Below are 18,758 nucleotides of genomic sequence, written 5' to 3' on the forward strand. Positions count from 1 at the left end.
AACCAGGCACCCCGGGACCCCGGGGCAAATCCAGCCAAACACGAAAAGGATTGAGCTTCGCCCCATGCAAAGCTCAATCCTCTCATAGATTTTTTATCTAAATGGAAAGTCCGCCATCGACAGGAATTACAGCGCCATTGATATAGCTGGCCTCATCGCTTGCCAGGAATACATACACATTCACGACATCCCTTGGTTGTCCCAGCCGTCGGAGAGCGATTTTCTCCTTCATGCCTTGAAGTATAGATTCCGGCATTTTCTCTGTCATCGGGGTCACGATAAAGCCGGGAGCCACAGCGTTCACAAGAATTCCCTTCCTGCCAAGCTCTTTTGCCCACGATTGTGTCATGGCAATCACCGCCGCTTTCGATGCGGCATAATTCGTTTGACCGAAATTCCCCATTCTCCCCACAATGCTGCTTGTATTAATGATTCTGCCAGCGCCTTCCCTGATCATATGAGGTACTACCGCTTGTGTACAATGAAAGACACCGGTTTGGTTAATGGAGATCACGCGATCCCACTGTTCCTGCGTCATCTTTACAAGCGTAGCGTCCATGGTGATTCCGGCATTATTGATCAAGACATCAATTTTTCCATATCGGTTGATTACTTCACTGACCATCCAGTCCACTTGATCGCGTCTGGATACGTCAACGGCCAGTCCGAGGCCATTCACCTCGTTTGCCACTTTTTCCACCTGCTGCGGATCGCAATCAACGACAACAACATGTGCCCCTTCGTTTGCGAAACATACACTCGCTTCTTTGCCTATTCCCCCTGCTCCTCCCGTAATGATGACCACTTTCCCCGCCAGTTTCATGCGCGACACTCCTCATCACATTTTCGAATCCATCTATATGAGTTGCAATCAATCTCTATTTGTCAAAATTATCCGAACAACATGTCCAATGCCAATACGCCAAGTATGCCGTAAATCGCTACAAGGGTATACATGAAACATACAGATTTGATGGTTTGACCAATCGTCAAATTAAAATACTCCTTTGTCATCCAGAACGAGACATCGCTCGGCGGAGCCCAGGCAATGGAAGCGCTTCCGATGGCCAGTACCATTAATTCAGGACTCACGCCGGTTTCCTGGACGATGGGCAGCATAATTCCTGCTGTCGTTAACACCGTTACGGTGGCAGAACCTACAGCCAATCGAATGATCAGAGCAATCAACCATGCCAAGATAAAGGGAGAGATATCCCAACCGCTAGTGAAATCGGCAATGTATTTTGCCATGCCGCTGTCAAGGATTACTTGCTTGAATGCGCCGCCTCCACCGAGGATGAAAATGATCCCTCCCATGGAGATCAGTGCTCCTTCTGCAATTTTCATGATTTCAACCATCGTCTTTCTCTTTTTACGCAGACCAAACACGTAAACGGCGACGAGAAGGGAAACAAGCAGTGCGATATCCGCATTCCCGATAAAGGTTAATGTTTGATTGATGATCGACGTTTTCGGAAATGCGAACTCTGCAATGACCCCGATCAAAATCAATATAACGGGTAACAACGTTGTGAATACTGACGTTGCAAAGGATGGGACCTCATCCATGTTAAATTCTTTCTTGGTGACCAAGTGATTGGGGATGTTGATCTCCCAATTCCGATACAGCTTCGCAATCAACGGACCGAAAATCACGGTAGCCGGAATGGCCAACAAAAATCCGTATCCCAGCACAACACCCAAATTCGCCCCTAACGCAGCTGAAATTGCGGTTGGTCCCGGATGCGGCGGCAAGAAGACGTGGGTAATGGAGATTGCAGCCAAAAAGGGCATGCCCACTTTCATCAACTTCACTTTTGCTTCATTGGCGATTGTATACACGATGGGAATAAGCAAAATATAGCTTACTTCATAAAACAAGATTACCCCCAACACAAATGATGCGATACAAATCGCCCAATCCACTCGTTTTTCCCCGAAAATGTCAATCAAGGTAGAAGCAATTCGGTTCGCTCCGCCACCTTCCGAGATGATTTTTCCAAAAACCGCTCCCAACCCAATAATAATCGCCAGATGCCCCAGCGTACCGCCAAGTCCCGCTTCAATGGATTTCACAATCGCTAACGGCTCCATTCCCAGGAAAAGTCCGACGAAGATTGCGGACAACATGAGCGATAAAAACGCGTTAAACTTGCATACAATGACGAGCAGAAACAACAGGACAATCCCTAAAAACAATGCGACAAGCGGCATACCTATACACTCCCTTCCATTTTGGAGGATACTGTGATTTCAACATCGGGGGCTTTTCCCGCTTTCCTATAGACGCGAACCAAAATAGACAATATTGTCTTCGAATTTCGGAGGTCTGCCCTTTTTCTCCGCTTCTTTCACCAAGTGAACGACCAAATCGTTGTACGGCGTTTGCAGCCCTGCCTCCCTTCCTTTTTTGCTGACGAAGCCGTTGATATAATCAATTTCTGTCGGTCTCTGTTTCTCCAAATCTTGCAGCATGCTGGCTTTTGTATTGCTGTGCGGTCCCCATACTTCCTGGTAAAAGCTCATTTTATTAGGTACGTCATCGTGATCCCGGAGCTCAAGGAATTCCATGTCTTTTCCCTGCATCGGCTCCAAGCGAATGCCGTGCGCATGTGCCACTTTGATCGTTTCATCGGCAATATGGGCCAAATGAAACATGGCTGCCTCATTCCTCAAAATGTCACCGAAACGGCAGCCCAATGCCGCCGACATTCCGCTAAATGTGGCATTCATCAAGAGTTTTGCCCACTTGATTCCCTGAATGTTTGAAGAAATATGACAATGTCCAACGAGATCCAGCACCTTCTTTACTTCCTGGATGCGAGGCGTTATCGTTCCATCCAGTTCTCCAATGTCAAACGCATAGTTTTGCATCGTATGCACTTCCGTTGCCAGTTCTGAAATCCCTGGGCCCAACCATGTAGCCCCGAACCCGACCACGCCTCCAATGGTTCTTTCGCGTCCGATCACGGACGAGACATAATCCTCAGGCACACCATTTTGCAGCGTACACACGATGCTGTCCTCAGACAGATGGGGGAGTAGTTGTTCCAGCGTCGTTTTGTTATAAACCTGCTTGGTCAGCAGAAAAACCAGATCGTACGTACCTGTCATTTCGCTCGGCACAATCGCTTTTACGGGTACACACAGGTCCAAAAAGCCCGTAATTTTTGCCCCTGATTCGTTGAGTGCGGCCACATGCTCCTTGTTAATATCGATTAACTCTATCTCTTGTCCCCCTTTTGTAATGAGCCCTCCGATGATCGTACCCAACGAACCCGCACCCATAATTGCCATTCTCATCTGTTTTCCTCCTCGTTCACTCGCCGATTCTCTTGATTGGTCTAATGTGAAATCGCTTACATTTTTTCATGTACGCATCGTCATCAAAAAAATGTTCCGTGGCTTACGGATGTTTTGCTGCCCCTTTGGATTTCTTCAAACCCAAAATCTCTCTCGCTTCATTGGGCGTTGCAACGTCTCTCCCCAGCATGTTTGATAATTGGACGATTCGTTCCACAAATTGCGCATTCGTCTTTGCTAATTCCCCTTTTCGAAAATAAACACTGTCCTCCATGCCCACGCGGACATGCCCTCCCAATAGAATGCTCATGGTATTGATCGTCAATTGATCTTTGCTGGCCCCGATCGCTGACCACGTGGAACCAGGGGGAAGGCTTTCAACCAAAAACATCAGATTTCGAGGGGTAGCCCGCATTCCTCCCTGTATGCCCAGGACAAATTGAAAGTGAGCGGGCAAATCAATCAGACCTTTTTCCGCCATCCTCAACGTATTCTCCAGCATACCGACTTCAAATATTTCAATTTCCGGCTTTATCCGATGTTCTTTCATTTTTAACGCCAAACGCTCCAGAAACTGTGGAGTGTTATAAAAGACATGCGAGCCAAAATTCATCGTACCAGCATCAAAGGTCGCCATCTCCGGTTCCAATTCACAAACCTTCAGTCTGTCTTCATCGTTCATAAACAAACCGCCAGCCGTCGTTAAGTTGATAATGATATCGCACTTGTCCTGAATGCGAGCGACGACTTCCCTGTACGTATCCAAATCCAAGGTATTGTTACCGTTTTCATCTTTCACATGAATGTGAGCGATCGATGCGCCCGCTTGCCAAGCCTCATAAACGGAATCGGCGATTTCCTTTGGAGTAAGCGGCAGGTAGGGCGTATGCTCACGAGTCGTCTGAGAACCTGTGGGGGCAACCGTGATAATCAATTTTTCCATCGCAATTCCTCCTCGTATTGTTATTTGAAAGCGTGATCGTAAAAGGATCATCGAAACGTTTCGATAAAGAGCACAAAAAATACGTGAAGTCCCTGTAGATTCCATCTCACATGTTCGTGAACAAAGCGGAAAACCATGAATGTTAACTACCTCTCTCACAATCTGCACCGACACGCAACCACTGCTTCTTCTGTCGAAACGTTTCGCTAATCGGTATTTTTATTATAATGAGCAAAATGTATAGAATCAATTGTTTTTGCCGAAAATTTTTATAATTCCCAACTTACCTGCTTCACTACAGCCACAAGAAAAAACCATTTTCACTTTCAGTAAGAAAGGAAACTGGTTTTTCATAAATACAGATATCAGCTTCATTTTCTTTTTTGTGCACCGCAGCTTTCACGGATTACCAAGGATGGCGTGAGGATAATTTGCCGCGCCACCATCTGTTTCTTTTCCTGTATCATCTGCAGCAGCAATTCCATCGATAATTTCCCCATCTCATACGTGGAGTGATCGACACTGGATAGGGGAACCAGGAAATTTTCCGAAAAGGAGCTGTTATCATTTCCGATAACGGCAATATCCTCGGGTACGCGAATTCCCGCTTCTCTTAGCCCCTTGATCACCCCGAACGCGACAATATCGCTCACAGCACAGATCGCCTCGGGCAATTCTTTCACCTGTTCGAGCATCTTTTTTACATTCCGGTATCCCGATTCCATAGAGTATTCCCCGTCAAACACGAGCATGGGGTCAACCTCTAATCCATGTTGAGCCATACATGCGATAAATCCGGCTTTTCTTTCCCGTGCCGTGTTGATTTCCAGATTGCCGCCAAAATACGCAATTCGTTTGTACCCTAGAGAAACCAGGTGATTTACGGCTAATTCAGAACTGAGCGGATTGTTGATTCCAACAAAATTTTTATCATACCCGGGTGGTTTTCGATTGATTAACACATATTTTAACCCTGTTTTTTCAATTTCGTTTAAATCCTTCGCTGTAGCAATATTCGCCAGAAGAATGCCATCGACCTGTTTTTCGACCATGAGCTCCAAATATGCCTGAATGCGATTTCGATCATTTGAGATATTACATAAAATTACATTGATGTTATTGTCAAATGCCACATCTTCAATGCCTTTAATCATCGGCGGGTAAAAGGGATTTAAAATATCTGTCACAATGAAGCCAATGGTATTCGTGGACTTCTTTTTCAGGCTCCGTGCTACTGCATTTGGCCGATAATTCAGTTCCTCAATCGCCTGCATCACTCTTTTCGTCAGTTCCGGACTCACATATGCGGATTGATTAATGACAGCCGAAACGGTCGAAAGTGACACTTTCGCTCTCTTGGAAATGTCCTTCATCGTAGCCATGTGAACCCTCCACGAAAACGTTTCGATACTGTTACTGTATACGAAATGTAGAACAATTGCAATTTTATTACGGTTGAAAAAATACAGTTCATGTAATCAACCGGAAGCATTGGTGCCATCACCCCCTGTTATAAAGACCGGTGCGGTCATTTACAGCGGGATGGGCGGTTCGCCGCATGTGATGCTCGGAAATCATGCATAGTTTGGCGCGGACGCGCTGAAAGACGAAAAAAGAGCCGAGGAAATCAGGAAGCATCCCTGGATTTCGCTCGGCTTTCGCTCTTTCAAAACGGCTTTGCAATATCCGCTCCAAATCCGCGCCTCCCAGCGGACGTCACGGATTGCCGTTATCCGTTTTTCCAGATGTACCTTGGCCCCTCAGCTCCAATCACTCCGCTCGGAATAAACCCCGCTTTTTCAAGAACTCTTTGGGAGGCAATATTGTCCGGCTCTGTTTCGGCTTCTATCGATAACACTCCTGGCTGTTTCGATGCCCAGCGAACCGCTGCGGATACCGCTTCCGTCATCAAACCTTTACCTTCGTATTCCGGATCCATTCCGTAGCCGATTTCAATCATTCCATTGTCGTTCAGTCCTTTGAATGACAAACTGCCAACAATTCTTCCGCTTTCATCGTTTAGCTGCAACACCCACAGCGCATGCCAAAGGCGTTGCTCCGGATTCTTCAGGCAACCGGCAAGCATTTCTGAATAAGCGGCTTTCAGCGCTTCGTTTGATTCGTTATGAATCACGTCAAGCATTTCTTCATCAGAAAGCGGATAAATATTCAGTCTCTCTGTTTGAATCATTTCGATCTCTTGCCCTTTCTACCCTCATTCAGGGTTTAATGATCGCTGTTAAGAAACTGTTTCGTCCATTTATAACTTTAAATCTAGTATCGTAAGAATCTTATCACGCACCCAGATGTAGCTTTACTGCGTGGATGGCATCATTCCATTTCGCTGGTACAGGGCCTATTTCTTTCCAAACTGGGCGAGCCTTGCACGGGCATCGGCAAAGTCCCCTAGACTCGAATAGCCGTATAGCGTCTCCAGCCTCAGTGCGTCGTCCAATGGGCGTCCGATCAGTTCAAGGATGGTCTCCTTGGCGGAACGAACGGCATTGCGGCTGTTGCGCCGTATCATGCGCGCTGTCTCCTCGGCGGTCTGCATCAGTTCCTCCGGCGGCACGACGCGGGTGACCAGTCTTAGCGCGAGCGCCTCCTGGGCCGAGACCTCCCGCCCTGTCAGGGTGAGATCAAGGGCCACGCCGACCCCGGCCACCGCCACCAGGCGGACAAGACCGCCATCACCTTGGTGCAGGCCATAGCGCACCTCGAAGACACCGAATTTGGCCTTTTCGGAAGCGATGCGGATATCACAGGCCAGGGCGATTTCCAGGCCGGCCCGACGGCATAGCCGTTGATCGCAGCAATGATGGGCTTGTAGATACGGTGCTGCCCACGAGTCAGCCCACCGCCGAGGCCATGGGGAATATTCTTGCGGACATCCAGCATGTTGGCCCCCTCCCACTTGGGGATAAAGGTCTTTAGATCGGCGCCGGCGCAAAAAGCCCGCCCACTGCCGGTGAGAATGGCCACATCCACGGCATCGTCGGCGGCGAAATCCCGCCACACTTCCGCCAGTTCTGCGTTGGTGGCCTCGTCAATGGCATTCATCGCCTCGGGGCGGTTGAGGGTGACATAGGCCACGCCATCCTTTTTTCATAGAGAACATTGCTCATAAGGATGTACCTCCCGGCGTCCCCTACCAGGGGACATCTACGTATTTGTCCAGCTTGGCCTTGGCGATGGTCAGGCTGGCGTGGGCGACGGTCTTGCGTTCATACTGCAATGTCCACGGAAGACGCCGACCTCGGGGGAAAAGCGCCGCGCCTCCAGCCGTAAGGTGATGATCTTCCCTGGCGGGATCGGTGCGGTCAGACGGATCTTGAAAAAGGAAACGACGGTGATTTCGTCCTCCGCTAGGGCTCCGTTGGTGATCTTGAAGAACACGATGCCCAGTTGCGAAAAGGCTTGCATCAGGACGGACCCGGGCAGGATCGCGCGCTCGGGAAAATGTCCGACCAGTTCCGGCGAATTGCCGGTTACCGCCTTGATGGCCTCGATCCATTCGCCGGGCACAAAGCCGGTGACCCTGTCTAAAAGCAGCAGCGGGTAGCGCTGGGGCAGGTATTTTTCCTTCAGTTCGGTGAAGCCAATCACGCAACCGATTGTTGCCATATGAATTTCTTCCCTGAGATGTAGTCTTGGTCGATCCGCATCGATACTCCAATTAATTTGAATTTGTTCAATAAAATCAATAATTGCCCAATGGTGAAGTCTTATAGATTTCAAACTTAACCCAATGCATTCTCTTAAAACAGTTATCCATTATAATAATAAATATAGGAGATTGACTATTCAGATAATAGTTTAAGTGCTTATTCTTTCCTATAACTTTAAATCCCCCGCTGGTTTTTGATTTAAAAATTTAAAATAAGAATTACCATGTTTTAATTGAATCCCAATAAGCTTACCTGTTACTGTCCAATTGCTTCATATAAATTGCTACTATTTTTTTGGAAATGACATTGTTTTCCCCATTTAAGATATCATCCTTAATTTTCTACTATAAACCTAATTATAGCAGATTATTACCTTTTTCAGTAAAAAACCGTCATAAGATTTGCACCACACACCACCATTTCAGAGATAAAAAGAGAATGTCAAATTCAACAAGTAGATTTTTGGCGGCGGGAGTAAGACTAGTCTGCTAACTGATGATTAATCCACGATGAATAATCCACATTGGAACAGCAAAAGGATGGATACACTTTCGAAAGAGATAACCTGACCGCTAAGAAAATCCCTACCCCGCGGGCAGTAGCGGGAGCGAAAAATGCAGGCGACAAATGGCAATACTCAGCGGTGAAATTGATTCCGACCAATCCTCACTATACGGGGAATCTAGTACAGGGGCGTTCCAAGACGGACGCGAATGACAAGATATTTTTGCAAAAGAAGGGCTACAAAAAGCGGCTAAAGAACAAACAGGATGAATGGATTGTCATTCCTGACGCCCACCCCGCTATCATTTCGCGGGAAGAGTTTCAGGAAGTGCAGGAGAAGATCAGCAAAAAGGGAGAAAAAATCTTTCGCGGGCGCGGGAAAAAGGCGCTGTTTGCACGGTTGGCTTTCTGTGCGGATTGCGGCGCGGGGTTTTATCAGCCTTCAGTTCGATAACGAAGAAACGCTTCGGCACGTCCTGCATCGGCTCATCGACCGTGTATAAGAAGTGGCGGACGGACAGATCACACTGTCATTACAATTTCAAACATCCAACATAAAAGGGAGCCTAATGCTCGGCTCCCCTTCTTACCAACAACGCCACACTCTCCACATGCCCCGTATGCGGAAACATATCCACCGGCTGCACTTCCTTCACCTCGTACAGCTCCGCCAGCACCTTCAAATCCCGGGCCAGCGTCGACGGGTTGCAGGAGACGTACACCACCCGCTGCGGCTTCATTTGCAATATGGTCGTCAGCAGCGCCTCGTCACAGCCTTTGCGCGGCGGGTCGACGACGATCACATCGGGGCGGATGCCCTGGTCCTTCCACGCGGGGATGACCACCTCGGCCGGGCCGGTCTCGAAAGTGACGTTGGCGACGCCGTTCAGTTCGGCGTTGCGATTGGCGTCGGCGATCGCCTCCGGCACGATCTCCACGCCGTAGACGTGACGGGATTTTTGCGCCAGAAAGAGCGAAATTGTCCCGATGCCGCAATAGGCGTCGATCACCGTTTCCGTCCCCGTGGCGCCGGCGTACTCCAGCGTTTTGTTGTACAGTACCTCCGTCTGCACCGGATTGACCTGGTAGAACGAGCGGGCGGAGATGGCAAATTTGATCGGGCCGATGTAGTCGTAGATGACGTCGCTGCCCCAGAGCGTGACTGTTTTTTTGCCGAAAATGACGTTGGTCTTCTCCGGGTTGACATTCTGCACGATGCTGGTCACGCCCGGCACCTGGGCGCGGATGGATTCGATCAGCATCTCCCGCTGCGGGATGAAATCCTCCGTCGTCACCAGCACGACCATCACTTCGCCCGTGCGTGCCCCCACCTTGGCCACCACATGGCGCAGGAGGCCGGTGTGGCGCACTTCGTCGTACGGCGATATGCCCAGCCGGGCGGCAATCCGCTTGACGGCGGCGACCGCCTCGTCGTTGGCCGGGTGCTGGATCAGGCATTCGTCCATGTCGACAATTTCGTGGGAGCGCTCGGCGTAAAAGCCGCCCACCAGCGCCCCGTTCTCCTCGCCGATCGGCACCTGGGCCTTGTTGCGGTAGCGCCACGGATCGCTCATCCCGATCGTCGGATGGACGACAACCGCGCCCTCCCCTTCCACGGGAAAGCCGCCGATCCGGCGCAGGTTGTCTTTGACGATCTGCTGCTTGTGCCTAAGCTGCTCCTCATAGGCGAGATGCTGCAGCGAACAGCCGCCGCAGCGGTCAAACACCGGACAGGGCGGTTGGGCGCGGTGCGGACTGGCTTCGATCACGTCCAGCAGCGCGGCGAAGCCGTAGCTCTTTTTCACGTGCTCCACGCGTGCGCGCACCCGCTCCCCGGCCAGCGCTCCCTGCACGAACAGGGTGTAGCCGTCCACCCGGCCGACGCCCGCTCCTTCGTGATTGAGTCCGGTAATCTCCACTTCTACGGTTTGTCCGAGGCGGACCGGCAGGTCAAGCTCCTGCTTGACCGCCAGTCCGCGCCGCTTCTTTGCTGTCTTGGCCACAACTTCTGCTCCTTTTCACTTCATACTGAAAAACGGGTCGTTCCCCGCCGCCTTTGACCCGCGTCATGGCGGGAGGATGACCCCACTGACTCACGGTACGAACAATTCGAGATGCCCCGGCAGCGCTTCGCATACGCAGGGGAGCACGCCGCCCAGCTCCCCGTCCAGGTTGAGCTGGACCGTCTCGCCTGCCGGGGATGTCGCCTTGATGTAGTCGGTTTGAAAATACAGCAGGTTGGGGTCTTTCACGTGCTCCCCCCGCACGGCCTGCGTCGCCAGGCGGATAAAATCGCCCAGGCCGACTTTTTTGACGACGATCAGGTCCAGCTTGCCGTCGGAGAGGTCGGCGTTGGGGGCCAGCCGGTCGAAGCCGCCGACCGAATGGCTGTTGGTAATCAGGAAAATCATGATCTCTTCGTCGAGCAGCACCCTGTCCCGCGTCTCCAGTTTGACGCGGATGGGATGCAGCGACGGCAGCTTTTCCAGTCCCTTGACATAGTAAGCCAACTGGCCCAGCAGGGTTTTCAGCTTGCTGGGCACCTCGTAGGTCAGGTTGGTCAGCGAACCGCCGCCGGCGATGTTGATAAAATACCGGTCGTTGATGCGGCCGACGTCCACCCGCTTCCGCTTTCCCGCCGCGATGATCTTGCAGGAACGGGTGATCGATTTGGGAATGCCGAGAGCGCGTGCAAAATCGTTGCTCGTTCCGCAGGGGATGATGCCGAGAGCGGGCCGGGCGGGCTTCCCCGCCATGCCGTTCACCACCTCGTAGATGGTGCCGTCTCCGCCGGCGGCGATGATCACGTCAAAGCCGCGCTTGACCGCTCGTTCCGCTTCCTCGGTGGCGTCGTCTTCCCCTTTGGTCGCGTAGCACGACGTCTCGTAACCGGCGGACTCCAGCAGTTCCAGAATGTCCGGCAGCCGCCGGCGCACGATTTCCCGGCCGGAGCTGGGGTTGTAAATCAATCTGGCACGTTTCAACGCATGTCCCTTCTTCCTGTACTCGCTCATGGCTTCTCTCTATTCATCATATCCTGTATAGCCATTTTTGGGAATCGCTATGCTGTTCCCGACATGATAACATGATAAGATAGGAGACGATTACAATCGGAGGAGATAGGAGGAGCTTGTTGTGAACACAATCATCGTGGGGGTCGACGTAGGAGGAACCGCGATCAAAATGGCCCTGCTCGACACGGACGGCGCGATTCTCGCCAAGACCCAGGAGCCGACGCCCGTGGCGGACGGTGAAGACAGCGTCCTGCAAAAAGTGGCGGACATGGCGATGGACATGCTTCGCCGGCACGGCTTCGCCAAGGAACAGGTGGCCGGCATCGGCGTAGGGATTCCCGGCCCGATCGACACGGCCAACGGCGTCGTCCATCAGGCGGTCAACCTGCACTGGAAACGCCCTGTACGGCTTAGGGACAAACTGCAGGCGCTCACCGGTCTGCCGGTGGCTGTCGACAACGACGCCAACACCGCCGCGCTTGGCGAAATGTGGCGGGGAGCCGGCCAGGGCGCCAAAGATCTGGTCCTGATCACGCTGGGCACCGGTGTGGGCGGCGGCGTGATCCTGCACGGCAAGGTGGTCAGCGGCATCAATGGCGTCGGCGGCGAAATCGGCCACATCACGATGGTACCCGAGGGAGGGCCGGTCTGCAACTGCGGCAAGACCGGCTGTCTGGAGACGTACGCCTCCGCCACCGCGATCATCCGCGAAGGACGGAAAGCCGCCCAGGAGGGGACAAGCCCGCTCTTGGCGGAAGCGCTCGCCCGCCACGGCGACGTCAAGGCCAAGGACGTGCTGGAAGCGGCCAAGGCGGGAGACGCCGCCGCCCTGGTGATCGCCGACCAGGCCGCCTTCTATCTGGGACTGGCCCTCTCCCATCTGGCGATTACGCTCAACCCGGCCAAGTTTGTCATAGGGGGCGGCGTCGCGGCGGCCGGCGAGTTTCTCTTTTCCCGGGTGCGTGAGTCGTTCCGCCGGTTTGTTCCGTTTTCCTACGTGGTGGAGTCGACCGAAATCCTGCCCGCCACGCTGGGCAACGATGCCGGCGTGATCGGCGCCGGCTGGCTGATTCGCGACCGCCTGGATGCATAGGCAAAATCCCGTGGCGGCCCAACCCCCCTCACCGAAACCGCTGCTGACCGCCGTAGACCGGAGGCTGCGCCGGTCCAAGTGGATCATCGCCGGCATCGGCCGCCCCGGCGTCACCACCTCACGACCGCTCCTTCCCGGCGGAACAGCCGGGCCGTCGCGGCGATGACGACGGACACGTAGAGAAGCGACGTCCCCAGTCCGACCAAGGTGTGCAGCGGATCGACCGCACCAAAAAACGCCTCCTTGCACAAGGCCACCCCGTTGAAAACCGGCAGAACGTAGTACAGCCCGGGGATGTCGACGGGGTGGATCGGCATCAGCATGTAGGACGGAATCATCGCCAGGATGACGACGCCGGTCATGTAGGTCTGCCCCTCTTTAAACGATTTGGCGACGGTGCTGAGCGTCAGCTCCAGCCCGGCGAACAAGGCGGCCAGCAGCACAATGGTCGCCGCCAGCACAGCGAGTGACGCCGGGGACAAAAAGCCGAAGGAAAGGACGGTGCCGTCCACCTTCAGGGGTCCCAGCCGAAACACAAACGAGAGGGACAGCAGCGAGGCGGTAGCGCTGATGCAGCTCATCACCATGACCGCCAGCAGCTTGGCCGTCAGGATCTGGTTGGCGGCGATCGGGGTGGTCAACAGCGACTCCAGCGTGCCCCGCTCTTTTTCGCCGGCAACCAGATCGGTGGCGGCGGCCACCCCGCCGGAAGCGAGCGACAGCACCACCATCAGGGGAATGATCCCCGCCAGCATGCCGCCGGTCTGCCGTTCGTCGGACGCCGCGTTTTCGTACGTCGTCTCGATCGGCTTGATCGCCTCGGCGGACAATCCCGCCTGCCTGAGCCGCATGCTGACGATGTCGGAGCTGTACTGCTGCACCGCGCTGTCGATCACGCTTTTCGCGTACACCGACTTTTGGTTGGTGTTGTCGTAGGCGACATGCAGACGGGCGCTCCCCCCGCTCCGCAGAGCCTGGTCGAAATGGTCGGGGATGGTCACAATCGCCCGCAGTTCTCCCGCCTGCAGCGCCTCCGCCGGTCTGTCCGGCGACAGGATACGGACGCCCGGCTGGGAGCGGAGATGATCCACCAGTTTCGACGTGCCCGTGACGGCGATCGGCACGTAGGCGCGCGCTTCCTTTTCCACGTTGCTGTACGACATGCTGAGCAAAAAGAAGACAAACGGAATCACGACAAGCGGAATGAGAAACGTGCCGATCAAGGTCTTGCGGTCGCGCAGCAGATCGAGCATCTCCTTGCCGAAAATCGTCCACACGACCTGTCTGTCCATCAACGTCCGCCCTCCTCGACCATCGCCATGAAGATGTCGTCCAGATCGTTCATGCCGCAGCGCTCCCGAAGCGCCGCCACCGTGCCCGCATAGCGGAGGCTTCCCTTGTGAATGATCGCGATGCGGCTGCACAGCTTTTCAATTTCCCCCATGTTGTGGCTGGAGAACAGGATGGTCTTCCCCTCTTCCCGCAGCATCGCCACCATGCGCCGAAACATATTGGCCGCCGTCACGTCCAGTCCGGTCGTCGGTTCGTCCAGCAGAATCACGTCGGGATCGTGCACCAGCGTGCGGGCGATCGCCACCTTTTGCTTCATCCCCCGGGAAAACCCGCCTACCCGCCGATCGATAAACGCCTCCATGTGAAGCATCCGGCTCAACTGGTCGATGCGTTGGTCCAACCGCGCCCCCTTCAGACCGTACAGCCTGCCGAAATAGGCGATGTTTTCCCGCGCCGTCAGCCGGTTGTACAGGCCGACGTCTCCCCCGAACAGAATGCCGATACGCCGCCGCACCTCCACCGGCTGGGTGCGGACGGAGAATCCCCCGATTCGAATATCTCCCTCGGTTGGCTGCAGGATGGTCGCCATCATGCGCATCGTCGTCGTCTTGCCCGCGCCGTTTTCGCCGAGCAGCCCGTACACCTCGCCGGAGGAGACAGAAAACGTCACGTTCCGCACCGCCGCGATGTTGCCAAATCGTTTGCTGACCTGATTGACTTCGATCACTGACTGCTCCCCTTTCCGGTCCAATCGCGACATCATGCGAGTGAATTCGAATTTTTGGCTTACCATCCATTATATATGAAATCGCCCGACCGATGTCCCCTGAGAAAAAACGACAAACGGACAAAAAAGAAAACCCTTGCCTGTTACGCAAGGGATAATCCGACATGTTTCCGTTTGAAGTCTTCCAGCGAAAAACCGGCAAACAGCGACAGAAACGCGTCCGTGTCGTTGATGTAGTGGCGGCTCTCCCGCACATCCGGGTGCTTTTCCAAAAAGAGCACGGCCACCAGCCGGTTTACCGGAACGCCCTCCGCGTCCTGATCGTAGATGCCCCGCTCGGCCAGCACCTTTTCAAAGTAGCGGACGTAGGTGACGGTGACCGTTTTCTGTTCACCGTTCACCTCACAGGTCGCGATGGAACGTTCAAATGTATCGGCAGGCGACCCGCCTTTGCTCGGCGGCACGCTTTCTCCCGTGACGGACACGATGTTCATTTTCATGCCATCCTCCTCCACACATTGTCCCTTTCATTATAGGGGAGCGGGCACATTCTTACAATTCAAACAAGGACTTCCTGCCCTGACGGCAAACGCTTGTATCATCCCATCAGAGCCTTTCGCAAAAAAGGCATGGGCTGTCAGAAATTCCCCTCATCCGAAGTCTATGAATCAGGTCAACGTGCGAGCGAGGTGTTTGCAGTGGAACAGGATGTGTTTGTACGGGAAACGTTTGGGGACGAAGAAGCGGAACAGGACGACAGCGTCCTGGTGGAACGGGCGCGTACCGGCGACCGGGAGGCGTTTGGCGAGCTGGTTCGGCGCCATCGGGCCCAGGTGTTCGGCTACGCCCGGTCGTTTACGCAGGAGCCGTTTTTGGCGGAGGATATCGTCCAGGATGCGCTGATCCGCGCCTTTCTCTATCTGGGCACGCTCGTCGACAGCCGCCGTTTTTTGCCCTGGCTGCACCGGATCGTCCGCAACCAGGCGTACACCCGGCTGCATGCGTCCAAGCGGGCCAAGGAACAGGTCTTCTCCGTCTGGAACCCGCCGGACGCGGACGGTGAAACCGACTGGGACGACCTGGACAGCATCCTCTACCGCCTGGGGCGGCGATGGAGCGATCCGGCCGGGGAGACGGCCAATCCGGAAGAGGCGCTCGTCCGCCGTGAGCTGCTGGAGACGATTGCGGGCATGCTGCGCTGTTTGAATCCGCGGGAGCGGCTCTTCCCGCGTAAAGAAAGGGACACGCTCCCCGTTTGGGAAAGCGTGTCCCTGTTTTGTCCGTCTGTATCTTACGCGTTTTGCAGCACTTCCCGCAAGAGCTTGTTGACCATCGGCGGGTTGGCTTTGCCGCGGGTCTGCTTCATCACCTGGCCGACGAAGAAGGCGACGGCCTTCTCGTTGCCGGCCTTGTAGTCGGCAACCGCCTGCGGGTTGGCGTTGACCACGTCCTGGACGATCTGGCGCAGGGCGCCTTCGTCGCTGATCTGCACCAGCCCTTTTTCCTCGACGATCTGTTTCGGCTCCTTGCCGGTCTCCACCATCTCCTTGAAGACGGTTTTGGCGATCTTGGAGGAAATCGTGCCGTTTTCGATCAGCTTGATCATCTCGCCCAGTCCGTGCGGCGTGATTTTCACGTCAGCCAGTGTCAGGTTGTTGGCGTTCAGATAGCCCAGCAGTTCCACCATCAGCCAGTTGGCGGCCGCTTTCGGGTCAGCGCCCGTCTTGACGGTTTCGTCAAAGAAGTCGGCCGTTTCCTTGGACATCGTGATGACGGCGGCGTCGCTTTGCGGCAGGCCGTATTCGTTCACGTAGCGGGCCTGGCGGGCGTCGGGCAACTCCGGAATGGTAGCCCGCACCGCTTCGATCCACTCTTCGGAAATCTGCATCCGCACCAGGTCGGGGTCCGGGAAGTAGCGGTAGTCGTGAGCCTCTTCCTTGGAACGCATGGAGACGGTCTTCCGGTTGGCTTCGTCCCAGCGGCGGGTTTCCTGCACGATCGTGCCGCCGGAGAGAACGACCTGCTTCTGCCGCTCCACCTCGTACTCCAGCGCCGCCTGCACGTTGCGGAACGAGTTCATGTTTTTCAGCTCCGTCTTGGTGCCGAATTCCTTTTGGCCCACCGGACGGATGGAGACGTTGGCGTCACAGCGGAGCGAGCCCTGCTCCATGCGCACGTCCGACACCCCGGTGTACTGCAGGATCGCCTTCAGCTTTTCCAGATACGCCTTGGCCTCTTCGGGCGAGCGGATGTCCGGTTCGGAGACGATCTCCACCAGCGGCACGCCGACGCGGTTGAAGTCGACCAGCGTGTCGCCGAAGTCGCTGTGCGTCAGCTTGCCCGCGTCCTCTTCCAGGTGCAGGCGGGTGATGCCGATCCGCTTTTTCTCCCCGTTGACTTCGATCTCGATCCAGCCGTTCTTGCCGATCGGCTGGTCAAACTGGGAGATCTGGTACGCCTTGGGCAGGTCCGGGTAGAAGTAGTTTTTCCGGTCAAACTTGGTCTCGCGGGAAATCTCGCAGTTGAGCGCGAGCGCCGCTTTCATCGCGAACTCCACGGCCTGCTTGTTGGTGACGGGCAGGACGCCGGGATGGCCCAGGCAGATCGGGCAGGTATGGGTATTCGGCGGCGCGCCGAACTCGGTCGGGCAGCCGCAGAAGATTTTGCTGTTGGTGGAAAGCTCGGCGTGTACCTCCAGGCCGATGACGGTTTCAAACTGGCTCATGACTCTTACCCCCTCACCCGTTCCGGCTTGCGTAGGTGATGGCCGGCCGCCTGTTCGTAAGCGTGGGCCACGCGCAGCACGGTGGATTCGTCAAACGCCTTGCCGACGATCTGCATGCCGATCGGCAGGCCGTTTTGGGCAAATCCGCACGGCACGCTGATGGCCGGCAGCCCCGCCAGGTTGACCGGCACGGTGCAGATGTCTTCCAGGTACATTTTGACCGGATCGTCGATGTTTTCCCCGATCTTGAAGGCCGTGGTCGGCGTGGTCGGGTGCAAAATCACGTCAAAATCGGCAAACACGTTGGTAAAGTCCTGGATAATCAGGGTGCGAACCTGCTGCGCTTTTTTGTAGTAGGCGTCGTAGTAGCCCGACGAAAGCGCGTAGGTCCCCAGCATGATGCGCCGCTTCACTTCCGGTCCGAAGCCCTGGCTGCGCGACTCCTTGTACAGCTCGATCAGGTTGGCGGCGTTTTCGGCGCGCACGCCGTAACGCACCCCGTCGAAGCGGGCCAGGTTGGACGACGCCTCCGAGGACGCGAGCAGGTAGTAGGCCGGCACGGCGTATTCGGTGTGCGGCATGGAGACTTCGCTCCAGGTAGCGCCCATGCTCTCCAACTGCTTCAGCGCAGCCAGCACTGCTTCGCGCACCTCGGGGTCGATCCCCTCGCCGATCAGCTCCTTGGGCACGCCGATGCGCAGTCCTTTCACCTCGCCGGTCAATGCGGAAAGGTAGTCAGGCACCTCGACGCTGGCCGACGTGGAGTCGTACTCGTCGTGGCCGGCAATCGCCTGCAGCACGTAGGCGGCGTCTTCCACGTTTTTCGTAATCGGTCCGATCTGGTCCAGCGACGACGCAAACGCCACCAGCCCGAAGCGGGAGACGCGGCCATACGTCGGTTTCAGTCCGACGACACCGCAGAAAGCGGCCGGTTGGCGGATGGAGCCGCCGGTGTCAGAGCCGAGCGTGAAAAAGAAGTGGCGGGATGCCATGGCAGCAGCCGAACCGCCGCTGGAACCGCCCGGCACATACTCGGTATTCCACGGGTTTTTCACCGGGTAAAAGCCGGAGTTTTCGTTGGAGCCGCCCATGGCGAACTCGTCCATGTTCAGCTTGGCGACAATCACCGCGTCCGCTTCCTTCAGCTTTTTCGTAACGGTGGCGTCGTAAATCGGGTCGTAGTTGGACAGGAACTTGCTGGCGCAGGTGGTGCGTACGCCTTTGGTGACGATGTTGTCCTTCAAACCGGCAGGCAGGCCGTAGAGCAGGCCCAGCTCCTCTCCTCCCGTGGCCAGGCGCTCGTCCAATGCTTTGGCCTGAGCCAGGGCCCCTTCTTCGTCCACGTACAGAACGGAACGGATGTCTTCGTCGTGCTCCTTGACGCTGGCGATGGACGCCTGCACCAGGTCGGTGACGGACAGCTCTTTTTTGCGCAGAGCGCTATGTATTTCCGACAATCGCTTGTCAAACAGCGACATGATGGTGTCC

At 55.0% G+C, this 18,758-nt stretch carries 18 protein-coding genes and 2 pseudogenes; 3 read left to right on the top strand and 17 right to left on the bottom strand.

What is annotated here, in order from left to right; genetic code table 11:
* Nucleotides 1-97: 97 nt before the first annotated feature.
* From fabG to A6764_RS22475, 10 genes and pseudogenes are all read right to left on the bottom strand, one after another.
* The gene (gene fabG, locus A6764_RS20405) at nucleotides 98-823 is read right to left on the bottom strand and encodes a 3-oxoacyl-ACP reductase FabG (RefSeq protein WP_065067701.1); all 726 of its coding nucleotides are present in this window, start codon (nucleotides 821-823) and stop codon (nucleotides 98-100) included.
* Between the two features lie 68 nt (nucleotides 824-891).
* Nucleotides 892-2,214, bottom strand: coding sequence for a gluconate:H+ symporter (locus tag A6764_RS20410; protein WP_065067700.1), 1,323 nt, complete (start codon nucleotides 2,212-2,214; stop codon nucleotides 892-894).
* Between the two features lie 66 nt (nucleotides 2,215-2,280).
* Entirely contained in the window at nucleotides 2,281-3,303 is a 1,023-nt protein-coding gene (locus tag A6764_RS20415; protein ID WP_029100769.1) for a ketopantoate reductase family protein, read from the bottom strand.
* 103 nt (nucleotides 3,304-3,406) lie between these two features.
* A complete protein-coding gene (locus tag A6764_RS20420; RefSeq protein ID WP_029100770.1) occupies nucleotides 3,407-4,246 on the bottom strand; it encodes a beta-keto acid cleavage family enzyme in 840 nt (279 codons plus the stop codon).
* A 371-nt stretch (nucleotides 4,247-4,617) separates the two neighbouring features.
* Nucleotides 4,618-5,628: a LacI family DNA-binding transcriptional regulator gene (locus tag A6764_RS20425; protein ID WP_044897960.1), complete on the bottom strand. Its 1,011-nt coding sequence runs from the start codon at nucleotides 5,626-5,628 to the stop codon at nucleotides 4,618-4,620.
* Between the two features lie 118 nt (nucleotides 5,629-5,746).
* Nucleotides 5,747-5,941, bottom strand: a complete 195-nt coding sequence (locus tag A6764_RS20430) for a hypothetical protein (protein WP_141669739.1) — start codon at nucleotides 5,939-5,941, stop codon at nucleotides 5,747-5,749.
* A 34-nt stretch (nucleotides 5,942-5,975) separates the two neighbouring features.
* Nucleotides 5,976-6,437 (bottom strand): GNAT family N-acetyltransferase, encoded by a 462-nt coding sequence (locus A6764_RS20435; RefSeq protein WP_029100772.1) that lies wholly within the window; start codon nucleotides 6,435-6,437, stop codon nucleotides 5,976-5,978.
* A gap of 165 nt (nucleotides 6,438-6,602) precedes the next feature.
* Nucleotides 6,603-7,339: pseudogene (locus tag A6764_RS20440) on the bottom strand (enoyl-CoA hydratase/isomerase family protein).
* Nucleotides 7,340-7,441: 102 nt separating this feature from the next.
* On the bottom strand, nucleotides 7,442-7,870 hold the full coding sequence (locus tag A6764_RS20445) for a 3-hydroxyacyl-ACP dehydratase FabZ family protein (protein ID WP_052660189.1): 429 nt from the start codon (nucleotides 7,868-7,870) through the stop codon (nucleotides 7,442-7,444).
* Between the two features lie 76 nt (nucleotides 7,871-7,946).
* A complete protein-coding gene (locus A6764_RS22475) occupies nucleotides 7,947-8,120 on the bottom strand; it encodes a DUF4365 domain-containing protein (RefSeq protein ID WP_413542001.1) in 174 nt (57 codons plus the stop codon).
* Between the two features lie 317 nt (nucleotides 8,121-8,437).
* Between A6764_RS22475 and A6764_RS20450 the strand changes: the two genes are divergently transcribed.
* Nucleotides 8,438-8,872, top strand: a complete 435-nt coding sequence (locus tag A6764_RS20450; RefSeq protein ID WP_044897958.1) for a recombinase family protein — start codon at nucleotides 8,438-8,440, stop codon at nucleotides 8,870-8,872.
* A gap of 112 nt (nucleotides 8,873-8,984) precedes the next feature.
* Here A6764_RS20450 and rlmD read toward each other — a convergent pair whose 3' ends face one another.
* Together rlmD and A6764_RS20460 are read right to left on the bottom strand one after the other, a co-directional pair.
* Nucleotides 8,985-10,421 carry a 23S rRNA (uracil(1939)-C(5))-methyltransferase RlmD gene (rlmD, locus tag A6764_RS20455; protein ID WP_065067699.1) on the bottom strand — a complete coding sequence of 479 codons (1,437 nt, stop codon included), beginning with the start codon at nucleotides 10,419-10,421 and terminating at the stop codon, nucleotides 8,985-8,987.
* Between the two features lie 90 nt (nucleotides 10,422-10,511).
* Nucleotides 10,512-11,402: a diacylglycerol kinase gene (locus A6764_RS20460; protein WP_029100775.1), complete on the bottom strand. Its 891-nt coding sequence runs from the start codon at nucleotides 11,400-11,402 to the stop codon at nucleotides 10,512-10,514.
* A gap of 151 nt (nucleotides 11,403-11,553) precedes the next feature.
* Here A6764_RS20460 and A6764_RS20465 point away from each other — a divergent pair, with 151 nt between their 5' ends.
* Nucleotides 11,554-12,525 carry an ROK family glucokinase gene (locus A6764_RS20465; RefSeq protein WP_065067698.1) on the top strand — a complete coding sequence of 324 codons (972 nt, stop codon included), beginning with the start codon at nucleotides 11,554-11,556 and terminating at the stop codon, nucleotides 12,523-12,525.
* Between the two features lie 110 nt (nucleotides 12,526-12,635).
* Here A6764_RS20465 and A6764_RS20470 read toward each other — a convergent pair whose 3' ends face one another.
* The 3 genes from A6764_RS20470 to A6764_RS20480 form a co-directional block, all read right to left on the bottom strand.
* Entirely contained in the window at nucleotides 12,636-13,817 is a 1,182-nt protein-coding gene (locus A6764_RS20470; protein WP_065067697.1) for an ABC transporter permease, read from the bottom strand.
* Entirely contained in the window at nucleotides 13,817-14,545 is a 729-nt protein-coding gene (locus tag A6764_RS20475; protein WP_065067696.1) for an ABC transporter ATP-binding protein, read from the bottom strand. Before A6764_RS20475 ends, A6764_RS20470 begins: the two co-directional genes overlap by 1 nt.
* 143 nt (nucleotides 14,546-14,688) lie before the next feature.
* Nucleotides 14,689-15,039 (bottom strand): hypothetical protein, encoded by a 351-nt coding sequence (locus tag A6764_RS20480; RefSeq protein ID WP_029100779.1) that lies wholly within the window; start codon nucleotides 15,037-15,039, stop codon nucleotides 14,689-14,691.
* Between the two features lie 135 nt (nucleotides 15,040-15,174).
* Between A6764_RS20480 and A6764_RS20485 the strand changes: the two are divergent.
* Nucleotides 15,175-15,705 (top strand): annotated as a pseudogene (locus A6764_RS20485) (RNA polymerase sigma factor); the annotation flags it as partial.
* A gap of 131 nt (nucleotides 15,706-15,836) precedes the next feature.
* On the opposite strand, the gene gatB reads toward A6764_RS20485, so the two are convergent.
* Both gatB and gatA read right to left on the bottom strand, forming a co-directional pair.
* Nucleotides 15,837-17,270 (bottom strand): Asp-tRNA(Asn)/Glu-tRNA(Gln) amidotransferase subunit GatB, encoded by a 1,434-nt coding sequence (gatB, locus tag A6764_RS20490; RefSeq protein WP_065067694.1) that lies wholly within the window; start codon nucleotides 17,268-17,270, stop codon nucleotides 15,837-15,839.
* 5 nt (nucleotides 17,271-17,275) lie between these two features.
* Nucleotides 17,276-18,748 carry an Asp-tRNA(Asn)/Glu-tRNA(Gln) amidotransferase subunit GatA gene (gene gatA, locus A6764_RS20495; RefSeq protein ID WP_029100782.1) on the bottom strand — a complete coding sequence of 491 codons (1,473 nt, stop codon included), beginning with the start codon at nucleotides 18,746-18,748 and terminating at the stop codon, nucleotides 17,276-17,278.
* Nucleotides 18,749-18,758: the final 10 nt, after the last annotated feature.

Source organism: Brevibacillus sp. WF146, from assembly GCF_001673705.2.
Classification (GTDB): domain Bacteria; phylum Bacillota; class Bacilli; order Brevibacillales; family Brevibacillaceae; genus Brevibacillus; species Brevibacillus thermoruber.

What these genes read in the sequence shown, in the direction of transcription:
- A6764_RS20425 (WP_044897960.1), bottom strand. Translation starts at nt 5,628, where the DNA reads ATGGCTACGATGAAGGACATTTCCAAGAGAGCGAAAGTGTCACTTTCG.
- gatA (WP_029100782.1), bottom strand. Translation starts at nt 18,748, where the DNA reads ATGTCGCTGTTTGACAAGCGATTGTCGGAAATACATAGCGCTCTGCGC.
- A6764_RS20445 (WP_052660189.1), bottom strand. Translation starts at nt 7,870, where the DNA reads ATGGCAACAATCGGTTGCGTGATTGGCTTCACCGAACTGAAGGAAAAA.
- fabG (WP_065067701.1), bottom strand. Translation starts at nt 823, where the DNA reads ATGAAACTGGCGGGGAAAGTGGTCATCATTACGGGAGGAGCAGGGGGA.
- A6764_RS20470 (WP_065067697.1), bottom strand. Translation starts at nt 13,817, where the DNA reads ATGGACAGACAGGTCGTGTGGACGATTTTCGGCAAGGAGATGCTCGAT.
- A6764_RS20420 (WP_029100770.1), bottom strand. Translation starts at nt 4,246, where the DNA reads ATGGAAAAATTGATTATCACGGTTGCCCCCACAGGTTCTCAGACGACT.
- gatB (WP_065067694.1), bottom strand. Translation starts at nt 17,270, where the DNA reads ATGAGCCAGTTTGAAACCGTCATCGGCCTGGAGGTACACGCCGAGCTT.
- A6764_RS20415 (WP_029100769.1), bottom strand. Translation starts at nt 3,303, where the DNA reads ATGAGAATGGCAATTATGGGTGCGGGTTCGTTGGGTACGATCATCGGA.
- A6764_RS20410 (WP_065067700.1), bottom strand. Translation starts at nt 2,214, where the DNA reads ATGCCGCTTGTCGCATTGTTTTTAGGGATTGTCCTGTTGTTTCTGCTC.
- A6764_RS20480 (WP_029100779.1), bottom strand. Translation starts at nt 15,039, where the DNA reads ATGAACATCGTGTCCGTCACGGGAGAAAGCGTGCCGCCGAGCAAAGGC.
- A6764_RS20435 (WP_029100772.1), bottom strand. Translation starts at nt 6,437, where the DNA reads ATGATTCAAACAGAGAGACTGAATATTTATCCGCTTTCTGATGAAGAA.